Here is a 21,457-nt window from a genome sequence, read left to right as displayed (position 1 = left end):
TTCTTAAAAAATATTACCCGCAAGGGTAATTTGAAATATATGGGGTATAAAATCAATTTTCATGCGCTATTGTTTCGATTCGGACCAACGAGTATTTTAATGAATCGTACAATAAGTAATAGGTGACACTAAGCTTCGTTTTGAAGATGATGTGAACCTATTAAATCATCATCTAAAAGGTTCACATTTCTTCCATTGGCATATTGGCTAAAAACAGGTGGGCTTTAGGCTGAAAAGCGTAAAAACGGGGGATATACGTGTCGGCTGAAATGCCCAAAACGAATTGAATTGACAGCTAAAAGCCTGTTTTTACGATAAACTGAGTAGTCGAAGGTGTTGTCCTGATTATAAAAATGCGTACCTTTCCCGCCTGAAAGCAATAGATCTAACAATATATCCGTATGAAAAACATATTCTTGCTTATCTTATTACCTGTCTGTCTCTTCTTCTCATGCGGAGGGAACCGGACTGCGTCGGAAATGATGGATCGGGCAGAAATACTTTTGGAAACAAATCCGGATAGTGCTTATACATTATTAAATAATATAGAAACCCCTGATAAATTGAACGAAAGGCAGTTTGCACGTTGGTGTATGCTGTATTGCCGGACGGCGGACAAATTGTTCGAAGATATGTTGTACACCGAACAACTCGACCGGGCTTTGTCTTGGTACAAAAATCATGGGACTGCGGAACAGCAGGCTTGGATGGGGCTCTACTTAGGGCGTTCGTATGTGAAAGACAAACTCTTTATTCCGGCGACGAAAGCTTATTCGGATGCGTTGTCGTTGACAAAAGAGAAACATTTATATAATGTAGCAGGGTATATTTGTAGCTATATGGCGGATCTTTACCAATATACGGGTCAGAGAAGTGAGGAGCGGAGGAAAGTCGAAGATGCAGTCGGTTTTTTCAAACAGGCTGGTAATGAACGAAGTTATGCCTTTGCCTTGCGAGATGTGGCAAAGACATGGGCATTTGACGATTCCTTGTCGTTGGCGCTTCACTATATGCTAATGGCAGATTCAGTTATTACGAACCTCCGGGATTCGGCTGAAATTGGTGAAATAGCTAATGGTTTGGGGAATATTTATGATTTGATGGGGGATGTGGAGAAATCAAAAGCTTGTTTCTTCAAGTGTTTAAATTTGAATACGATGGATCAAGCTCCGACTTACCTGGCTTTGAGTGATCTCTATTATAATGAAAGCCACCTTGATTCTGCCCGTTATTATCTTGAGAAAGCTGCAACTCCGACATCGAATTCTTATACATTGATAGATTGTTTTTATTTAGGTTATCTTATAGAGAAAGAGGCTGGCGATACGGAAAGGGCACTTTGTCTTTTGGAGCAATACCAAGAAAAGAAGGATTCTTTGTACAATGAACAAATGCAGGTTGATATCGTTGATGCGGAGAAACGGCATGATGTTGTCACTGTTGTTCAAGAGAATAGAGAATTGGTAGTTGAGAAACGATTTTTGTTAGCTTTTGCTGTTATCATTTGTCTTTTGTTAGTTGTAGGCTATCAGATGAGAGATAAGAAAAGGCTTCTTGAGATAAATCAACGACAAAAGTTTTTAGAAGAAGAGAAAAGACATCATAAGAAACTGAAAACTGAACTCGAAGACCGTCTTCAAGAGCTTACGGCAGAGATGGAAAGGAAAGCTGCAACACATGAGGATACAAGTGAATACAAGAAAGAGATCATTGCCTTGAGATTTGAAAAATTGAAACAGTCTTCTTTGTTTAAAGCAATAAAGGAGCAATGTCGGAAAGTAGAACTAAATATTGAACAAAAATTAAGCGAAGAAGATTGGAAAGACCTTATCCGGCTGATTAATTCTCTTTTTCCGAATACTTCTGCTTTTATGAAAGAAAATACGTTGGGACTGACAAAAACAGAAACCAAAGTCTGTTATCTCAGTTTTTTTAATCTGCGTTTAAGTGAAGAGGCCATTCTTTTAGGAGTCAGTTCAGACTCGGCTAATAAATTCCGGAGTCGTACCCGGCAGAAACTATGCCCAGACCAAAAGGGGGGTGATATAAACGAGTTCATCCTTCAAAAAGGATGGTAAAAGCCCGAATTTTGCATTAAAATATGGACAATTCTTACTATTGGAATTCGTAAATAGTTGATTGATAGATTTAAATGTAGGGATTGTGTGAATGTTAGTTGTCTATAATAAAAGTGTAGCATGAGTCTATATGCTTTATTATCAGATGGTGTGAATTTATGTAGGACAATTTTGTCCATATAAGAAAGGGTTTTGTCCATATCCCAATTTGTAGCTTCTTATGCTTTCCTTTATGTTTGCATCCAATGATTAATTAACAATGCTTATATGAATACATTTAGAAAAATCGGATGCTTGCTCTTAATAGCAGCTTTTTCGTTTCCTTGCTTTGCCAAAAAACGAATACACCTAAAAGGAAAATGGAGTGATCGATTTAGAACTATTATCTCTGAGCAATCCATCCAAGCATGGGTTGAAGACAACAACAAAGATTTGTTGTTGGAGTTTTCTGCTAATTTAGGAACGGTCGAAGTGACTATAACAAATTCAGTAGGAGAAGTAGTATATAAACAATCTGTAGAGGCACAGCCTTCGGTGGTCATTTCTTTGGAAGAAGAGATGAGAGATGGAGATGTGGTGTTGGTGACAGATGGTGAGAATGTGATTTATGGATCTTTATAATTAACTACAAAATAATAAAAAATGAAAGTTTATAACTTGTTTATTGCGATATTATTATCGCTTGTTTTTGGTACGTCATGTACTAATGAAGAAATAAATGAATTTCAACCAAATCAAAAATTACAGACGAAAGCAATTGAAAAATCAATTGAAGTATCAGATGTTGCTCAATTGATTTCTATGGTTGAGATTGATGATGAAGTCATGAATGAAGTTAAAACAGGAGTTGAAAACTCATGTAAATATGGTTTAGATGAAGAATATAGATTTACAGATATGCTTAATCCGGATGAAAGTAAAATATCTCGATCTATTAATATTCCGATTTTAATTCAGAGAATGAAGGCGAAATATGAAGAATTGGATTTGGAAACTTTGAATTCTGATTTTTTTGATCTTCTTGAAAATAGTGATCTACAGATATATTGGCCATATTCTGACAATTGGAATGGCTTAGACAAGCCTATCATTGTCTGTGGTTCAGAAGATGATAAATTAGTTTATATTTTTAAAGGGAATAATAATGAAACAGACACTATATCTTTTACGAAAGAATTTATTAAGCAAAATACTGTTTGGGTTATTTCAGAAAATAGCACACCATATGATGAGCTTCCAAATTTTTATAAAGATGAATTTATAAATAAAGATGGAGTCGTGTTTTTAAGCCAATATGCAGCTAAAAAAATGGCTTGTAATAATCGTGCTATAGGGAGTGATAGCGGAATTTATCTTGATAAGTTTAATGCTCTTCACTCATATGAAGGAGGGCTGTCGGCAGGTGGACCAGAGTTGAATTTTATATGGTGCCATGCTGGACTGTCTTTATCCAATTCACCTACAGGATTTGTTAATACTTACAGATATAATATGAAAGGTAGTGAAGTTGGGAAAGAAATACAATTAGATTATCGAATAAGAAATTTTTGGCCAGAAAATGAAGTAGAAAACGTTCTTGTCGTTTTTGATTCGGATGGTGGTAAAGATAAAACAGCTACACGTAATATGAGATATATTGATCTCTTCGGTAAAGAAACAATTGTTTCAGCTAAATTTAAATATGAGAGACGAGATGAGTTTATTTTTGATAAAACCTTCACTCGAAAACAAATTTATGAAGATAACTATGCTACTTCCGGCGACTTAAGACAGTACAAAAATTCTGAAAATTTATTTTGGGTTACTCTTGCTGTTAAATAAATGATACAAACTATATTACCATCGAGATGAAAGCATTTTAGTCTCGATGGCAATATTTTAGATATAAATATGAAAGCGAATTTGTAGAACTAAAAACAAAATTTAATGGGAAAAATAATTATTTCGCTACTTTTACTAATCTCTTCTTTGTCCGTAAAAGGGATTGAATTACAGCCTTATTCCGGAATTATATATTCGCATAGATGGGGTTTGCAGACTGGTGCGGACATCAGTTTCCCTCTGAAAAATAATTTTTATTTTCAAACGGGCCTGATGCTTTATTCAAATCCGGAACCAACATATTCTTATGACGATTGGAGGATTGGCGTCAATTTGCCTATTTATATGCAATATCGGTTGCCAATAAATAACAAGTTGAGAATAAATATCAATGTCGGGCCTTATTTGGGAATTGCATCTGTCGGGCAAATAGGTGTTGCATGTAAAATGGGTATTGATATTTCAAGGGTTAATTTAGGTCTCAGCTATTATCAGAATTGTGTGACAGATAAATTTGCGGTATTAGGATTGTCTGTAGGATATAAATTTGTGCTCTGACATATATTGAAAAAGTATTCTCGCTGAGTAGGGGTTTTCTCATTTTTCCAGTCATATCAACGAAGTCAAACCAATAAAAAGAGAGTGATGTTTTTATTGTTGAGTTTAGTGTGTTTATCTGTTTCCGCACAAAATGGGAAAGTGAGAAGTGGGGTAATAGGTGGTGTTTCGATGGATTGGTATAAGGATGAGGCTATGTCTAAAGGCAACGTTGGGTTTAATATACCGGATATGAAACCTTCTTTTCATGTGGGATATCAGTTTCAATTCGAATTGAAACACCGTTTATCGGTGGATGCTACTTTATTATATGGGCAGAAGCGGGGAGAAATTACTTCGGTTGGCTATGAAGTGGCACCGGTTAAAGGCTACAAAAGTAAGTTTGCAAGAAACTACATTGCTTTGGACGGTGTTCTGAATTATAACCTGATAGGAGGACTGAAGGTCGGAGCGGGTGTTGAGCCTACTCTCCATTTTAAGGATCATATTATGATTGGGAATACAATCAAATCAGCCTTTGACGTCCCGGTCGTTGTCAAAGCCGCTTATACTTTCAAATACTTCGATCTGGCCCTGACATACAAACATGGCACTTGCAATGTAATGAAAGGAGTCCCTTATATGAAATCGGGACGGACACGTGATCTGCAAGTTTCTATCTTTGTCCCGATATTCCGGTGATACAAGTTCAGAACCCGGTAATTCTTATTATCTTTGCCTGTCAAAGCAATAAGAATATGGAAGATGAATTTGATATAAGGGATGCACGTGTTCCGGAGAGCGAGCGAGAGTATGAGAATGCGCTTCGCCCGCTTTCGTTTCATGACTTCAGCGGACAGGCCAAAGTAGTCGAGAACCTGAAGATTTTCGTGATGGCAGCCCGGATGCGTAAGGAGGCACTCGATCATGTGCTGTTGCATGGGCCTCCCGGATTGGGAAAGACTACATTATCCAATATTATAGCGAATGAATTGGGAGTCGGCTTCAAGGTGACTTCAGGGCCGGTACTGGATAAACCGGGCGATCTGGCGGGAGTGTTGACTTCGCTGGAAAAGAATGATGTCCTTTTTATCGACGAGATCCACCGGTTGAGCCCGATTGTGGAGGAATACCTGTATTCGGCGATGGAAGATTACCGGATCGATATCATGATCGATAAAGGGCCGAGTGCCCGTTCCATCCAGATCGACCTGGCTCCGTTTACATTGGTGGGAGCGACGACTCGCAGTGGTTTGCTGACAAGTCCGCTCAGGGCACGTTTCGGGATCAATATGCACCTCGAATATTACGAGATGGAGACGCTGACGAAGATCGTGTTGCGTAGTGCCGATATCCTGAATGTGAAATGCGAGCTGAGTGCAGCACGCGAGATCGCTTCCCGTAGTCGTGGTACCCCCCGTATAGCGAATGCATTGCTACGTCGTGTGCGTGATTTTGCACAGGTGAAAGGGTCAGGCGAGATCGACAAGGCGATTTCCTGCTATGCACTGGAGGCATTGAACATCGACCGGTACGGTCTGGATCAGATCGACAATAAGTTGCTGACGACTATCATCGACAAGTTTAATGGTGGACCGGTAGGGCTGACGACTATCGCGACTGCGCTGGGAGAAGACCCCGGAACGCTGGAAGAAGTTTATGAGCCTTTCCTTATTAAAGAGGGTTTTATCAAACGTACGCCCCGCGGTCGCGAGGTGACGGAGTTGGCTTATACCCATCTGGGACGGCTTCGCCCCGACGGAATACAAAGCTCACTATTTTAGTCAAACCATTAATTGTCAATTACCAATTATCAATTGTCAATTGTTTTAAATTATGGCAGGAGGAATGAAGCGGCTCGCAGGAGAGACCGCAATTTATGGCGTCAGCAGTATTGTCGGGAAGTTCCTGAACTGGATGCTGGTGCCGATGTACACGCGTGTACTGGCTACCGAAAGCGATTTCGGGATTGTGACGAATCTGTATGCTTGGACAGCCTTGTTGATGGTGATCTTGACGTATGGGATGGAGACTGGCTTTTTCCGGTTTATGAACAAGAAAGAGATCAAGCTCCCGATGCGGGTGTATGCGACGACGTTATTCAGTCTGGCGTTCACTTCCGTCCTGTTTATGGTGTTGGTGTTCAGTGCGCTGGCTCCGATCAGTAACTTTTTAGGATATGGTGCGCACCCTGAGTATATCGGGATGATGGCGGGGATCGTGGCGGTGGATGCTTTCTGTTGCGTTCCGTTTGCTTTCCTCAGGTATCAGGGGAAGGCGGTTCGCTTTGCAGCGATCAAACTGTTGAACATCTTCCTGAATATCGTATTGGTGATCTTCTTCCTGATCGTTTGTCCGTGGCTGTATGAACATGCGCCGGGATTGATCAGTTGGTTTTATGTGCCCGGCTATCAGGTAGAGTATATCTTTGCCAGTAATGTGGTTACTTCGGTGGTGACGTTCTTGCTTTTGGTGCCGGATATGATACCCGGATTGCGTGAGAAAGCCAGTTTTGTGTTGCTGAAACAGATGTTGAAATACTCGTTCCCGATCCTGATTTTAGGGATTGCCGGTATTTTCAACCAGACGGCGGATAAGATTCTGTTCCCTTTCCTGTTCGAAGATAAGGATTATGCGGCTACCCAGTTGGGGATTTATGGGGCCTGTTTCAAAGTGGCGGTGGTGATGGTGATGTTTATCCAGGCATTCCGGTATGCCTACGAGCCTTTTATTTTTGCCAGGAATAAGGATGACGATAATACGAAAGCATATTCGGAGGCAATGAAGTATTTCATTATTTTTTCGTTGATTATCTTTTTAGGTGTGATGTATTATCTGGATATCCTGAAATATTTTGTAGACGCCAAGTATTATCCCGGATTGCGTGTCGTACCGATTGTGATGTTGGGAGAATTGTTCTTCGGAATCTATTTTAACCTGTCGTTTTGGTATAAGCTGATCGACCAGACGCAGTGGGGAGCCTACTTTTCGACGATCGGTTGCGTGGTGACCGTGTTGATGATTGTATTGTTGGCTCCGGTTTACGGGTATATGGCATGTGCTTGGGCTTCATTTGCCAGCAATCTGTTGATGATGATCCTTTCCTATGTGATCGGGCAGAAGAAATTCCCGATCCGGTACGATATAAAGTCGGCCGTTATTTATAGCATATTGGCGGCTTTATTTTATGCTGTCGGGATGTTGCCCCGTATCGATTCGGAAATTCTCCGTTTGGGCTATCGTACGGTTTTGCTCCTGGTTTTCTTGGCAATCATCATTAAACGCGTCTTCCGTTAAGCGAATTGCCTTATATCGGAAAAAGATTTGCATCTAAGAATATTGGAACTGGCAAAATATGAACCTGTTGGCTATTTGTAGGGATTAATCGGGAACCGTAGCACGAACCGGGCTCCTCCGGTATAACTGGTGTCCAGTTTGAGGGAACCGTTGAGACGTTGGGTGATGAGGCGGCAGAGGTAGAGGCCGAGACCCGAACCGGGGATGAAGTCGTCGTTCTTGGTGAAACGTTCAAAAATCCATTCGCTCTTGTCTGCCGGAATTCCGCATCCTGTGTCGGTAACGCTGATGCACATTATTTTTCCTTCTTCTTCAGGCTGGTAGGAAAGTGTGATGCTTCCCTGATCCGTGAACTTGTTCGCGTTGTTCAGCAGATGGGTGATGATAATGCCGAAATGATTCGGGTCCGAATAGATCAGGTCATTGCTCTTGTCGCCTTCGATCTGGTAATGGATATCCGGCTTCTGCTGCAACTTTTTCAACTGGTTCATTTCGTGGTGGCAAAGCAGGTCGATATGGACCGGTTCCAGCGGGAGGATTTCGTTGCTGCTATCCAGTTGGGCGATTACCAGAACATCGTTCATCATGGAGGTGATGTTATGGCAGTTCGTATAGATGATTTTGCTGAATTCCTTTTTTTCCTCCGGGCTTACGCCGTCGCCGGTGATGAGTTCGGCAAAGCCGTTGATCGCATTTAGCGGCGTACGCACTTCGTGGCACATATTCTTGATAAAGGCGTTCTTCATCCGTTCGCTTTCCTGTGCCTTTTCACTGGCGATGACTACCAGTCGGTTCGACTCCTGCAACTCCTTGTACAGCGATTTGATCTTTCCTAAGCGGAAGAATATGAAGATTCCGAAGCAGATCGAAAGGATGAGCAATGTAAGGAATAGATATAACCGGCTCTGGCTTTTTTGCAGGTCTACTTCCAGCGCTTTCTTCTCGACCACCAGCTCGTCTACATGTTTTTTGATCTCCAGGTCTTCGACTTTGTTTTCCATGCTTCGTGTGCGTGCGGAATCCAAGAGTACGGTATATTCCTTGTAGGCTTCGTAGGCATCTTTATATCTGTGCAGACTGTCGAGACAGTCGATTTTGTCTTTTAGCGTCAGGACGATGTTTTCGGTCAGGTCGAACTGGAAATCGCCGTGGCGGAAATAATAGATGACTGAATCGTTGTAATCTGCCGCTTTCTGGAAGTCCCGTATCGATTTGTAATAGTTGAGCGAAGTGAAAAAGCGGTCATATTCGGCGGAGAATGCGGCATCTTCGGGATATTTCCTGTTCAAATCGATGAAGTAGTTGAAATAGTAGGTTGCCATATCTTTCCCGACCGTTTCTGTTGCGGTTGCCAAGGTGGAGTAGGCGTTCAGAAGATGCCGTTTGCTTGTGTACGGACGCTTCTTCATCTCTTTTGTGTCTGCATATTCCTTTTGCATGTTCAGGTAGAGGAGGGAGGCTTTCACCCGATCTTCGGGAGTCGCTTCCATAAGGCTCAGTATGTTGAGCGTATTCAGGCGGAACAGATACGAATAGCGGAGCGGGATATTGTCCGATAGCTTGATCAGGTTGTTCATGTAATAACATATCTCTTTATAGATAGCATTCTGGTTTTTCGGATCGACCCGGTTGCTGTTCGCCATACCGAGGAGATAATAGTTCGCTATTTTGTCGAGAACCGGCATGCCTTTTTCCGTTTCGAGGCGGAGTTTGTATTTTTCAATCAGCTTCATCCGGTCTTCGCCTTTGGTGTAATAGACAACACGGACATCCATGATCGTTTTCATATACGTGACAAGGAAATCGCGTGCTTTCCCTTTCAGTTCCCTTTCGGCTTCGGCGAGATACACCTTTGCGCTGTCCTTGGCATCGGTATTCACATAAAAGCGCAAGATTTCGGTCAGGGCCGCTTCCTTATAATAGTCTTCGTCTTCTTCAAGGGCGAGTTTATAGAGTTGCTTGGCATATTCCACTTGTTCTTCCTGTCGGGAAATATCCATCAGATTAGTCATGATTTCCAGTTTTTGTAAAGGAGAGGAGGCAGATGACAAGGCCCCCGACAGCGAATCTTTCACTGCTGTATTCGCCTCTGTAGAGAGGGAAAAAGCGAGGAAGTATATCAGGAGAATGTAGTGTTTCATCTTGTTTACCGGGATTAATTGAGAGTGTTCGTTGTTGTTTCTGTATTGTGTATCTGCAAAGTTAAGTGAAAATCAATAATTATCAGGATATATGCTCCACTTATTTTATGTTCACAGCTCTTATTTTTTATTTCGAGATACTATTTCTATCTTTGTGCAGTTTAGGCGATGTGTTAAAACGGTTGTGAGAGAGTGTTAGCCATTATAAAGGTCGTTTAACGGGATGTTCGTATACAAACATGATTTTAATAGGATGGAAAAAGGATTGTTGCACAAGCAAATTAGGGACTTCTTTGTCCGTAATTTTGATGTCCGTCAAGAAAAAGAGGATGAACTCGAAACGATCGAGTCTATCAAGAAAGGCATAGAGTTTAAGGGGACGAACCTCTGGGTTCTGATCTTTGCAACCTTTGTTGCTTCGCTGGGTTTGAATACGAACTCGACGGCGGTGATTATCGGTGCGATGTTGATTTCCCCGCTGATGGGCCCTATCATGGGGTTCGGTCTGGGATTGGGAATCTCTGATTTCGACCTGATCAAGCGTTCCTTCCGCAATTTTGCTACGGCGACGGTATTTAGTGTCATCACATCGACGCTCTTTTTCCTGATCTCTCCGATCAGCGAGGCGCAGAGTGAGTTGCTGGCCCGTACGCAGCCTACTGTCTATGACGTGCTCATCGCGTTCTTCGGTGGTCTGGCGGGGATCGTTGCCAGTTCGACCAAGAGCAAGGGGAATGTGATTCCCGGCGTGGCGATCGCTACGGCTTTGATGCCGCCGCTTTGTACGGCCGGATTCGGATTGGCGAGCGGTAACCTATATTATTTCTTCGGTGCTTTCTATCTCTATTTTATCAATACGGTGTTTATCAGTCTGGCTACCTACGTGGTGGTCCGCCTGTTGAAATATCCGAAGAAGGTCTTTTTAAACAAACAGCGCGAGAAGATCGTGACGAGATATGTCGGGGTGATCGTTTTCTTTACCATCGTGCCGAGTCTTTTCCTGAGCTACAACCTGATCCGAGCCAGTTATTTCAATGACCGGGTGCGGACGTTCGTCGCGGATGAACTGAGTTTCCCGAACACGCAGATATTGAGCAAGACGGTGATCGACACCAGTGACAAGAAAGAGGTGAAAGTTGTCCTGATCGGCGAGACTGTGCCGGAAACGATGATAACGAACGCCCGTGCCAAGATGCCGAAATACGGCTTGAAAAACGTAGGGCTTATCGTACAGCAAGGGTTCGGGCAGGAAGCCACCGACATTAACGAGTTGAAAAGCCTACTGATGCAGGATTTGTATAAGAATAGCGAAGAGGTTCTCCGGGCACAGTCCCTCCAGATCGATTCGTTGAAACGCGACCTGAACAAATATCACAGTCATAATCATCTTACGTCCGAGCTGATGCCGGAAATGAAAGTTCTTTTCCCTTATATCAAGGAAGTCTCTTGTGCGCATACCTATCTGATGGATATGGATAGCATTCAACCCGATACCGTCCTGTTAGTCTATCTGAAAAGTAAAGAAAAAGTACGCGAGGCGGAACAAGAAAAGATCAAGAAATGGCTTGCCGCGCGTGTAGAACAAAAGAAAATCAAATTAATTATTGAATAACGAACAAAGAATGAATTTTATGAAGAAGTTGTGGGCAGTGTTACTGCTTCTCGTTGCTTCAGGCCAAGTGTTTGCCGATGAGGGCATGTGGGTACTGAAAGAGTTGAATAAACAAAACCTGGCGAGGATGAAGGAGTTGGGATTTACTCCGTCTTACGAACAGTTGTACAGTGAAACTGACCCGTGTGTTGCCAATGCCGTGGTGATCTTCGGAGGAGGATGTAGCGGTATCACCGTCTCTAATGAAGGGCTGATTTTCACCAACCACCATTGTGGTTTCGGTTCGATCCAGCAGTTAAGCAGTGTGGAACACGATTACCTGAAAGACGGTTTCGTTTCCCAGAGTAAGGAAGAAGAGTTGCCGGTTCCGGGCCTGACAGTCCGCTACCTGCGTGAGACGGTGGATGTGAGCGATCGCATTAATTCACAGATAGCTTCGATCAAGGAAGAGCACCTGCGTCTGGCTGCTGCCGACTCGATCGGGCAGGCGATGGCCGATTCTGTGGGAAACACGGAATTTCAGGCTGCCGATGTCGTACCTTTCTATAATAATAACAAGTATTTCCTGATCGTCTACGATGTTTTCAATGATGTCCGTATGGTGTTCGCTCCGCCCAGCTCGGTCGGAAAATTCGGTGGGGATACGGACAACTGGATGTGGCCGCGCCATACGGGCGATTTCTCCGTGTTCCGCGTATATGCAGGTGCCGATAACAAGCCGGCAGCCTACAGCAAGGATAATAAGCCATATCAGCCTAAATACGTAGCCGAAGTGTCGTTGCAAGGTTATGAGGACAAGGATTACGCGATGACGATCGGTTTCCCCGGCAGCACGGACCGTTATCTCTGTTCATGGGGTGTGCAGCAGCGTATCGAGGATAGCAATAAGCCTCGTATCGAAGTGCGTGGCATCAAACAGGCGATCTGGAAAGACGCGATGTTGAAGAGCGACGAGGTGCGTATCAAATATGCCTCCAAATATGCTGGTAGTTCCAATTACTGGAAAAATTCAATTGGCATGAATAAGGGGCTTGCCAACCTGAAAGTGATCGAACGCAAACGCGAAGAAGAAGCTGCTTTTGCCGCCTGGGTGGCACAAGATGCGAAGCGTAAAGAGGTGTACGGTGACGTCTTGAACCTGTTGGAAAAAGGATATACTTCTTCCAGAGAATATAAGAAGATCTCCACCTACTTGGGCGAAGCGTTCCTGAGCGGCGCCGAGATCGTGAAGCTGGCCCGTATGATCCAGAGTGTGGATGTGAAAGGCTCTACCCCTGAAGAGATCGATATCTTCCTCGAAGATAATATCAAGCCTTTCTTCAAGGATTATGACGCAAGCCTCGACCAGAAGGTGCTGGCGGCTATGATGAAGATCGTAAAGGAACGGGTTCCGGCAGAGAATCTTCCGGATATCTACAAGAAGGTGGACAAAAAGTATAAAGGCGATTATGAAAAGTATGCCGCCGATGTATTCAAGAAGACATCTATCCTGTCTTATGACAATATCGCTTCCATGCTGAAGGACCCAAAAAAATATACGAAGCTGAAGAAGGACCCGGCTGCCGAGTTGAGCTTGTCCGTCCTGATCTCCCTTTTCGAATTGCAACAGCTCACAGGTGATTCTTATTACGATATCGCCAAGGGCGAACGCCTGTATTTCGCCGGCCTGAAAGAGATGTACCCGGAAAAGGCACTTTCTTCGGACGCCAACTTTACGATGCGTGTGAGCTACGGTTCCATCGGCGGCTACCGTCCGTACGATGCTGCTTGGTATGATTATTATACGACCGAGAAGGGGATCTTCGAAAAGGAAAACCCCGAAAGTGACGAATTCTGGGTTCAGCCTGAAATCCTCGACCTGATCCGCAACAAAAATTTTGGCCAATATGCCAATAAGGATGGAGAGTTGCAGCTTTGCTTCCTTTCCAACAACGATATAACAGGAGGTAACTCCGGTAGTCCGGTATTCGACAAGAACGCTCGCTTGATCGGCCTCGCTTTCGATGGTAACTGGGAGGCCATGAGTGGTGATATCGCCTTCGAACCGGATTTGCAGCGCACGATCAGTGTTGACATACGCTATGTGCTGTATATGATCGACAAGTGGGGAAAATGTCCGCGGTTGATAGAGGAATTGAAGCTGGTGAAGTAAGACGCAGATATGAAAAGGAGACGCGGGTTACGCGGAGGACACACTCTTGCGTGATCCGCGTCTTTTTTATAGTTCTCCCGGCTGTTCTGCATTGCCTCCGCCTCCTGATGAGGATTTGGAGGGCTGCTTGTCGTCTGGTTTGTTTTATTATGATTTTTATTTGTTATCGGAATATTTTATTACCTCGTCCGAACATTCTCCCATTGGTAAATTGGCATATTTCCGCATTGGTACATAATGCAAATTCGTTACTTTTGCAGAGAAGAAAAACAAAAGACATGCCATGAAAATATTAAATCAACTTATCATTGGTGCCGGTCTCCTGGCGACAGCCTCCCCGGTGCTGGCTACTGGCAAAACGGGAACGACTGGCGAACGCCCGAATATCCTCTTTATACTTTCCGACGACCATAGCTCGCAGGCGTGGGGGATATATGGCGGAATCCTGCGCGATTATGTGAAAAACGAGAATATCCGCCGCCTGGCAGCCGAAGGATGCGTGCTCGACAACTGTTTTTGTACGAACTCGATCTCCGTACCCAGCCGTGCTGCGATCATGACAGGCGCCTATAGCCATCATAATGGGGTCTATACGCTTGAAGACAGACTCGATCCGGCTTTGGACAATATTGCGAAACGCATGCAGGAGGGAGGGTATCAGACTGCCCTTTTCGGCAAATGGCATCTCAAGACGCAGCCGTCGGGGTTCGACACCTTTTCGGTTTTCCATGATCAGGGAGAATATTGGGATCCGCTTTTCAAGACCGCGGAAGGATGGGTAGACGATGATAAAGGGAAAAGTGGCAAGATGGAGAAGGGGTTCTCGACCGACTTGGTGACCGACAAGACGATTCAGTGGATCCGTTCGCGCGATAAGAACCAGCCTTTCATGATGTGTTGCCATTTCAAGGCGACACATGAACCGTGGGATTTTCCTGAACGGTTGAAACATCTCTACGACGGGGTTACATTTCCCGAACCGGCAAATATGATGGAGTTCGGGCCGGAAGAGTCCGGGCGTACATTTCCCGGACAGCCGTTGGAGGACATGGCACGCCGTTGGGGGATTGCGTCGAAAGACCCGGATTCGTGGTGGTGCAAGTATCCGGAACTGCCTTTCTCCATAGAAGGAATGAACAAGGAGGATGCACGCCGGAAAATCTATCAGAAGTTGATTCGCGACTACCTACGTTGTGGAGCGGCCATCGATGACAATATCGGCCGTCTGCTGCGTTTCCTCGATGAGGAAGGGCTGTCGAAGAATACGATCGTGGTCTATGTTTCCGACCAAGGCTATTTCCTTGGCGAGCACGGCTTTTTCGATAAGCGTATGATGTTCGAGGAACCACTCCGGATGCCTTTTGTCATCCGTTACCCGAAGGAGATCCCTGCCGGGACACGCAATTCTGACATTATCCTCAACACTGATTTTGCCGCCACGTTAGCCGACTATGCCGGAGTGAATGCTCCGGCGTGCAGCGAAGGCCGCAGCTTCCGTGACAACCTGAAAGGCGAGACTCCTCGCGACTGGCGGCAATCCATGTACTACCGCTACTGGACGCATCACAAAATACGTCCGGCTCATATGGGAATTCGGGGCCATCGTTATAAACTGATGTTCCTCTACGGCGACCCGCTGAATGCAACGGGATCGGATAAGGCACCGGTCACTCCGTCTTGGGAATTCTATGATCTGCTCGCCGACCCGCATGAAAACCATAATCTTTACGGTTCCCCAACCTATGCTGGTGAAATCGAGAAGATGAAACGCGAACTCCTGAAACTCCGCCGAGAGATTGGCGATACCGATGCGGCAAATCCCCGGATGCAGGAGATTATGGATGCGTATTATTGGTAATCATCCTTTCTTCATCTTCTTGTACTCGCGCGGCGGCATTCCCATGATCTTGCTGAAGAGGCGGGAGAAGTAGTAAGTGTCTTCGATGCCGATCTTATAGCAGACCTGGTTCACCTTCATGTCCGTAAAGTCTAAGAGCTGGCAGGCCTGCTGTATCTTTAACTGGTTGAAGTAGGTCAGTGGTGCGTAACCTGTCCGCTGGCTGAACAGGACGGAGAAGTGGGAGGAGGAATAGCCCGTATGGGCGGCGATTTCCTGCAACGTCAGCTTTTTCTCGATGTTCTCCTTCATGAAATGGATGGCAGCCGTTACGATATCGTTCTTTTCCGTTTCGTGACGGGCAGCATCCCGATATTGTTGCAAATAGCGCAATGTCCCAAGGTAGTGGTAGAAGATGGAGCAGGCATAGAGTAGGTTTTCATGGCTGTAGCCCATTTCCAGTGTCCGGAGTATTTCTTCGAACATATCGATCCGGTTACTGATGCGGGAGTGCATCCCCGGTTTGATCTCTACCGGACGTGTGCACTGCCTGGCGAAATGGGAAGCCAGCTTTCCTTTAAAATGAATCCAGTAGATTGTCCACGGGTCCTTCTCGTTGGCCCCGTAAGCGTGCGGTTTTCCTGCCGGCAGGATGAAATATTGGTTGGCGGTCACCTGGAATTCCTCGCCTTCCGTCCGGTACCAGCCGGATCCCTCTATACAATAGATAAAGACGAATTGCGTGATCGGCTCCTGCCGTTCCCGGAAATGATGCCAGGCCTTCGGATAATATCCGATATCGGTAATGTGTAAAATGGAGGAAATAGGGTCTTCTTCCATCTCACGGATGATGGGCTGTGGAAGGACAAGCACCCGTTCTCCGCTGAAACCGTCTTTTCTTTTGATCATGGCTAACTGACTTAAGTGTGGTACAAACTTACTATTAAAATCGGAAGATTGTCCATCTCCTTCGATTTTTTATCTATTTATTCTTCCTGCAAAAGGCATTTATTTTGCATTCGTATCTTAATCATTCAATATTAGCAGGTAAATGAAGATTTACGGGTATGGAACAAGGATGACATGGTGATACAAAATGATTATCTTCCCGTAGGGGCAGGGCTCTGCTCTGCCCTTTGGATCCGGCAAGGCGGACGTTATTTTCATTGGGCGGAGTAGAACCCCGCCCCTACGAGACACCATTATTTTATTACGCACCCATAAATCATCATTTACCGCAAATAACTTAACAACTAATTATCATGAAACAAACGACAACCTATTTATTACTGATCTGCCTCGTCTCGGCAATGGGTGGATTGCTTTTTGGTTACGATTGGGTCGTAATCGGGGGAGCCAAGATTTTCTATGAACCCTTTTTCAATCTGGAAAGTTCGGCGGCACTCCGAGGTTGGGCAATGAGCAGCGCGCTGATCGGTTGCTTGGTGGGAGCTTTGTTTTCGGGTGCCTGGAGTGATCGCTACGGACGTAAGAAAATGTTGATCGCGGCCTCTTTCCTTTTTGTCGCTTCGGCCATTGGGACCGGGGCGGTGGACAGTTTTTTCTGGTTTGTCGTCTACCGTATTGTCGGAGGATTCGGGATCGGTATTGCATCGAACGTCTCTCCGGTTTATATTGCGGAAGTTTCTCCCGCATCCGTCCGCGGCAAGTTTGTTTCGCTCAACCAGTTGACGATCGTGTTAGGCATTCTGATGGCCCAATTGGCGAACTGGCAGATCGGCGAATATTTTACGGCCGGCAGCGAGACGCTGAGTGCGGAAAGTATTGAATGGGCTTGGCGTTGGATGTTTTGGGCCGAGCTGGTTCCGGCGGGATTGTTTTTTGTCCTTTCCTTTGTGATTCCAGAGAGTCCTCGTTGGCTGGCTACGGCCGGACGTTCTGGCGAGGCTGGTAAGATCCTCATGCGTATCAGTGGTGCGGAGTATGCCGGACAGACGCTCTCTGAATTGGGACAGTTGAACGGAGATAAGCAAGAAAAGGCCAATTGGGGTGCTCTGTTGAAACCCGGTGTGAGGAATGTACTGGTAATCGGGATCGTACTGGCTGTTTTCCAGCAGTGGTGCGGGATTAATGTGATCTTCAATTATGCGCAGGAAATCTTTTCGGCTGCCGGCTATGCCGTGTCCGATGTCCTGATGAATATCGTGGTGACGGGTGTGACGAACGTGATCTTTACGTTTGTCGCCATTTATACGGTGGATAAATGGGGGCGGCGCACACTGATGTTTGTCGGTTCGGTAGGGCTGGCGATGATCTACTTTATTTTAGGGACTTGCTATTTTTTAGGGGTAAACGGCTGGCCGATGTTGCTCTTGGTCGTTTTGGCGATTGCCTGCTATGCGATGTCCCTGGCTCCGGTGGTCTGGGTGGTGCTTTCTGAAATTTTTCCCGTTCGCATACGCGGGATGGCAATGGCGCTCTCTACCTTCTTCCTTTGGGTGGCTTGTTTCCTGCTCACTTATACCTTCCCGATCCTGAATGAGGCAGTCGGCGCTTCGGGAACATTCTGGCTATATGGCGGGATCTGTCTGGCCGGCTTCCTTTTCATACGGGCCAAGCTCCCGGAAACCAAAGGTAAGACACTGGAAGAACTGGAAAAAGAATTAACGAAATAATTTGAGAATATGGCAGAGATTGTAAAAGTTTGGGAGGAAGATATCCTTCTCCCTACCTATGGCATTGGTAAACCGGAGAAGAATCCGATGTTCCTGGAAAAACGTGTGTATCAGGGAAGCAGCGGGGTCGTATATCCGTATCCTGTAATTGAAAAGATCGAAGATACTTGTGAGGATAAGTCCTATCATGCCGTGTATCTGGAAAATGAATATATAAAGGTGATGATCCTGCCAGAATTGGGCGGACGGGTACAGATGGCGTACGACAAGGTCAAGCAACGTCATTTCATTTATTACAATCATGTGATCAAGCCGGCCCTGGTCGGATTGACCGGCCCTTGGATCTCCGGCGGTATCGAGTTCAACTGGCCGCAGCACCATCGTCCGAGCACGGTTCTTCCAGTGGATTACTCGATCGAGAAAAAGTCGGACGGTAGTGTGGTTGTTTGGGTTAGCGAAAGGGAACGTATGTTCCACCAGAAAGGGATGGCCGGGTTCACATTACATCCGGGCCGGGCTGTTCTGGAAATACAGGGAAAAGTATATAATCCAACCCCTGTTCCGCAGACGTTCCTCTGGTGGGCGAATCCGGCGGTTGCCGTGAACGAGCAATACCAGTCGGTCTTCCCCGGTGATGTGAATGCTGTGTTCGATCATGGAAAGCGGGATGTTTCGCGCTATCCGATTGCTACCGGAACCTATTATAAGATGGATTATTCGGCAGGTGTCGATATCTCCCGCTATAAGAATATTCCCGTGCCGACGTCCTACATGGCGATCCGTTCCAAATATAATTTTGTCGGCGGCTATGAAAATGATACCCATGCCGGTGTCCTGCATGTTGCCAACCACCATGTCTCTCCGGGCAAAAAGCAATGGACCTGGGGAAATGGCGATTTCGGGCAGGCCTGGGATCGTAATTTGACGGATGAGGACGGTCCTTATATCGAGTTGATGACAGGAGTCTATACTGACAACCAACCGGATTTCACTTGGTTGCAGCCATATGAAGAAAAGACTTTTACCCAGTATTTTATACCATACCGGGAATTGGGTGTGGTGAAGAATGCTTCTTCCGACCTGTTGATGAACATCGAAACGGAGGGCAATGCTTCCCGCCTGAAAATCTTTGCTACTTCGGTGCAGAAGGATTTGCATATCGTGGTGGTGAAAGAGGACGAACAAGTTTTGGATATCATTCGTGATGTCACACCAGAAACGATCCTCGAAGAGTGGGTTCCGGTCGATACCCTGACAGGTCTTCGCGTCTCTATCTGTAACTCAAAGGGAAAACTCCTTCTATCTTGGGAACCTGAACCCAATGAGATAAAGGAAGTACCCGAACCAGCAAAAGCAGCTCTTGATCCGAAGGATATCCAAACGACGGAACAGCTTTATCTGACCGGCTTGCATCTTGAGCAATATCGTCATGCAACCTATGCCGCAACCGACTATTATGAAGAGGCGCTCAGCCGTGATCCGGATGATGTCCGCAACAATAACGCAATGGGATTGTGGCTGATCCGCAAGGGGCAGTTTGCAAAAGCCGAACCTTATTTGCGTCGTGCTGTCAAGACACTGACAGAAAAGAATCCGAACCCGTATGACGGCGAGCCTTTGTATAATCTCGGGTTGTCGCTGAAATATCAGGGTAAGACGGATGAGGCCTACGACTATTTCTATAAAGCCTGTTGGAATGCTGCCTGGCAGGATGCCGGTTATTATTCGCTGGCCCAGTTGTCCGCTTCGAAAGGAAATTGGGAAGATGCTTTGTATGAAATAGATAAATCCCTGCTCCGGAACTGGCATAACTTGCGCGGCCGCCATCTGAAAACTGTCGTTCTCCGTCATCTCGGACGAGTGGACGAGGCCTTGAAGCTGATTCGGGAATCCCTTGCTATTGACCGCTTCAACTTCGGTTGTAGTTTTGAAGAGTATCTGTTGACGGGTGAGAAGGCTGTCCTGGATGATCTGCTTGTACGGATGCGTTCGGAAGGACATAATTACGAGGAATTATCGCTCGATTATGCCTCTGCCGGTTGCTGGGAAGAAGCCTTGAAAGTGGTTGAGGTTGCATTCGAAGTAGTTGCCTCGGAACGCACATTGCTGTATTATTATAAAAGCTGGTTTTTGTTATCCTTAGGCCGTCTGAAAGAGGCTGAAATGGCTATCTGTGTTGCTGAGCATCAACCGGCCGACTGTTGTTTCCCGAATGCTCTCGAAGCGATCAAGGCGTTACAGGAGGTAATCCGGTTTGCAGATGTCGTACCCAAGGCTCATTACTATTTGGGTAACCTGTGGTACGATAAGCGGCAGTACCCTGAAGCGATAGCCGAATGGGAGAAGTCGGTCGAACAGGACGATACGTTTCCGACGGTTCTCCGTAACTTGTCACTGGCCTATTTCAACAAACAGGATAAACAGCAGGAAGCGGTGGCTCTGCTCGAAAGAGCGTTTAAGCTGGATATACGGGATGCCCGGATCCTGATGGAACTCGACCAACTGTATAAGCGTCTGAACCGTCCCCATGCCGATCGCCTGAACTTGTTAGACAAGCTGAAAGAGGTGGCTTTCTCCCGCGACGATCTTTATTTGGAATATGTCACCTTATTGAATCAGCTAGGACGTTATGAAGAAGCGATCCACATGATCGATGCCCGCCGTTTCCATCCCTGGGAAGGGGGAGAGGGAAAAGTCCCTGCACAGTATCAGCTGGCACGTGTCGAGTTGGTAAAAGCCTGTCTGAAAGCCGGGGAGAATGAAAAGGCATTGGACTTGATCGAAGAATGTTTCATCTATCCTCATAATTTAGGCGAGGGGAAACTCTATGGCGCCCAGGAAAACGACTTCAATTATTACAAAGCCTGTGCTTTGCAAGCATTGGGGCGTGAAGCCGAAGCGCGTGAATTGTTCCTGGCCGCCAGCACCGGGAATAGTCAACCGGCAGCCGCCATGTACTACAATGACCAGAAACCGGATAAGATCTTCTACCAAGGTCTTGCTTTCCGCAAGTTAGGACGTGAAGATGAAGCCCGAGGGTGCTTTAACCGACTGATCGACTTTGGCGAAAAGCATTTGTTCGATACCTTCAAGATGGACTACTTCGCCGTTTCACTTCCCGATCTCCAGATTTGGGAAGACGATATGGACAAAAAAAACCGCATCCATTGCAACTACCTGATGGGATTGGGGCATCTCGGACTCGGCAATCTCGACAAGGCGGAACGTTATTTTCACATCGCCGCCGGAATGGATAATAACCACCAGGGCGTACAGATACATTTGCAAATGGTCGGAAACCTTATATAGTGTAATGAACGGACTGATATATAAATTACTTAAACTG

At 45.6% G+C, this 21,457-nt stretch carries 13 protein-coding genes and 1 pseudogene; 12 read left to right on the top strand and 2 right to left on the bottom strand.

The genetic code is table 11. The features are described 5' to 3' along the window. Positions 1-401: 401 nt before the first annotated feature. The 7 genes and pseudogenes from NQ564_RS15260 (at position 402) to NQ564_RS15230 (ending at position 7,795) form a co-directional block, all read left to right on the top strand. The gene (locus NQ564_RS15260) at positions 402-2,078 is read left to right on the top strand and encodes a hypothetical protein (RefSeq protein ID WP_039847995.1); all 1,677 of its coding nucleotides are present in this window, start codon (positions 402-404) and stop codon (positions 2,076-2,078) included. Positions 2,079-2,345: 267 nt separating this feature from the next. Next, on the top strand, positions 2,346-2,699 hold the full coding sequence (locus NQ564_RS15255; RefSeq protein ID WP_008146621.1) for a DUF3244 domain-containing protein: 354 nt from the start codon (positions 2,346-2,348) through the stop codon (positions 2,697-2,699). A 21-nt stretch (positions 2,700-2,720) separates the two neighbouring features. Then, positions 2,721-3,899 carry a hypothetical protein gene (locus tag NQ564_RS15250; RefSeq protein WP_008146619.1) on the top strand — a complete coding sequence of 393 codons (1,179 nt, stop codon included), beginning with the start codon at positions 2,721-2,723 and terminating at the stop codon, positions 3,897-3,899. 105 nt (positions 3,900-4,004) lie between these two features. Then, the gene (locus NQ564_RS15245; protein WP_008146617.1) at positions 4,005-4,457 is read left to right on the top strand and encodes a porin family protein; all 453 of its coding nucleotides are present in this window, start codon (positions 4,005-4,007) and stop codon (positions 4,455-4,457) included. Between the two features lie 171 nt (positions 4,458-4,628). Further along, the gene (locus NQ564_RS15240) at positions 4,629-5,138 is read left to right on the top strand and encodes a hypothetical protein (protein WP_233441456.1); all 510 of its coding nucleotides are present in this window, start codon (positions 4,629-4,631) and stop codon (positions 5,136-5,138) included. A gap of 56 nt (positions 5,139-5,194) precedes the next feature. Then, positions 5,195-6,220 (top strand): Holliday junction branch migration DNA helicase RuvB, encoded by a 1,026-nt coding sequence (gene ruvB, locus NQ564_RS15235; RefSeq protein ID WP_005645102.1) that lies wholly within the window; start codon positions 5,195-5,197, stop codon positions 6,218-6,220. 52 nt (positions 6,221-6,272) lie between these two features. Next, positions 6,273-7,795 (top strand): annotated as a pseudogene (locus tag NQ564_RS15230) (lipopolysaccharide biosynthesis protein). A 9-nt stretch (positions 7,796-7,804) separates the two neighbouring features. Here NQ564_RS15230 and NQ564_RS15225 read toward each other — a convergent pair. Further along, positions 7,805-9,874, bottom strand: a complete 2,070-nt coding sequence (locus tag NQ564_RS15225) for a sensor histidine kinase (protein WP_008146612.1) — start codon at positions 9,872-9,874, stop codon at positions 7,805-7,807. Between the two features lie 253 nt (positions 9,875-10,127). Here NQ564_RS15225 and NQ564_RS15220 point away from each other — a divergent pair, with 253 nt between their 5' ends. The 3 genes from NQ564_RS15220 to NQ564_RS15210 all read left to right on the top strand — a co-directional run bounded on the left by NQ564_RS15220 (position 10,128) and on the right by NQ564_RS15210 (position 15,496). Next, on the top strand, positions 10,128-11,486 hold the full coding sequence (locus tag NQ564_RS15220; RefSeq protein WP_036607795.1) for a TIGR00341 family protein: 1,359 nt from the start codon (positions 10,128-10,130) through the stop codon (positions 11,484-11,486). Between the two features lie 19 nt (positions 11,487-11,505). After that, a complete protein-coding gene (locus NQ564_RS15215) occupies positions 11,506-13,638 on the top strand; it encodes a S46 family peptidase (protein ID WP_370759226.1) in 2,133 nt (710 codons plus the stop codon). A 283-nt stretch (positions 13,639-13,921) separates the two neighbouring features. Continuing rightward, positions 13,922-15,496, top strand: a complete 1,575-nt coding sequence (locus NQ564_RS15210; protein WP_008146602.1) for a sulfatase family protein — start codon at positions 13,922-13,924, stop codon at positions 15,494-15,496. On the opposite strand, the gene NQ564_RS15205 is transcribed toward NQ564_RS15210, so the two are convergent. Beyond that, a complete protein-coding gene (locus NQ564_RS15205) occupies positions 15,497-16,384 on the bottom strand; it encodes an AraC family transcriptional regulator (RefSeq protein ID WP_008146600.1) in 888 nt (295 codons plus the stop codon). A gap of 353 nt (positions 16,385-16,737) precedes the next feature. Here NQ564_RS15205 and NQ564_RS15200 point away from each other — a divergent pair, with 353 nt between their 5' ends. After that, positions 16,738-18,111, top strand: a complete 1,374-nt coding sequence (locus NQ564_RS15200; RefSeq protein WP_008146596.1) for a sugar porter family MFS transporter — start codon at positions 16,738-16,740, stop codon at positions 18,109-18,111. Between the two features lie 9 nt (positions 18,112-18,120). Continuing rightward, entirely contained in the window at positions 18,121-21,420 is a 3,300-nt protein-coding gene (locus NQ564_RS15195; protein ID WP_008146594.1) for a DUF5107 domain-containing protein, read from the top strand. Positions 21,421-21,457 lie beyond the last annotated feature (37 nt).

This window comes from Parabacteroides johnsonii DSM 18315 (assembly GCF_025151045.1).
Lineage (GTDB): Bacteria > Bacteroidota > Bacteroidia > Bacteroidales > Tannerellaceae > Parabacteroides > Parabacteroides johnsonii.
Note: the sequence above shows the minus strand (reverse complement) of the source record. Positions and strands in the feature narration are given on the sequence as shown.

Bases quoted from the DNA above. Each gene is read 5' to 3' on its own strand.
- NQ564_RS15260 (WP_039847995.1), top strand. From the start codon at position 402: ATGAAAAACATATTCTTGCTTATCTTATTACCTGTCTGTCTCTTCTTC.
- NQ564_RS15205 (WP_008146600.1), bottom strand. From the start codon at position 16,384: ATGATCAAAAGAAAAGACGGTTTCAGCGGAGAACGGGTGCTTGTCCTT.
- ruvB (WP_005645102.1), top strand. From the start codon at position 5,195: ATGGAAGATGAATTTGATATAAGGGATGCACGTGTTCCGGAGAGCGAG.
- NQ564_RS15255 (WP_008146621.1), top strand. From the start codon at position 2,346: ATGAATACATTTAGAAAAATCGGATGCTTGCTCTTAATAGCAGCTTTT.
- NQ564_RS15225 (WP_008146612.1), bottom strand. From the start codon at position 9,874: ATGAAACACTACATTCTCCTGATATACTTCCTCGCTTTTTCCCTCTCT.
- NQ564_RS15240 (WP_233441456.1), top strand. From the start codon at position 4,629: ATGGATTGGTATAAGGATGAGGCTATGTCTAAAGGCAACGTTGGGTTT.
- NQ564_RS15215 (WP_370759226.1), top strand. From the start codon at position 11,506: ATGAAGAAGTTGTGGGCAGTGTTACTGCTTCTCGTTGCTTCAGGCCAA.
- NQ564_RS15250 (WP_008146619.1), top strand. From the start codon at position 2,721: ATGAAAGTTTATAACTTGTTTATTGCGATATTATTATCGCTTGTTTTT.
- NQ564_RS15210 (WP_008146602.1), top strand. From the start codon at position 13,922: ATGAAAATATTAAATCAACTTATCATTGGTGCCGGTCTCCTGGCGACA.
- NQ564_RS15245 (WP_008146617.1), top strand. From the start codon at position 4,005: ATGGGAAAAATAATTATTTCGCTACTTTTACTAATCTCTTCTTTGTCC.
- NQ564_RS15220 (WP_036607795.1), top strand. From the start codon at position 10,128: ATGGAAAAAGGATTGTTGCACAAGCAAATTAGGGACTTCTTTGTCCGT.
- NQ564_RS15195 (WP_008146594.1), top strand. From the start codon at position 18,121: ATGGCAGAGATTGTAAAAGTTTGGGAGGAAGATATCCTTCTCCCTACC.
- NQ564_RS15200 (WP_008146596.1), top strand. From the start codon at position 16,738: ATGAAACAAACGACAACCTATTTATTACTGATCTGCCTCGTCTCGGCA.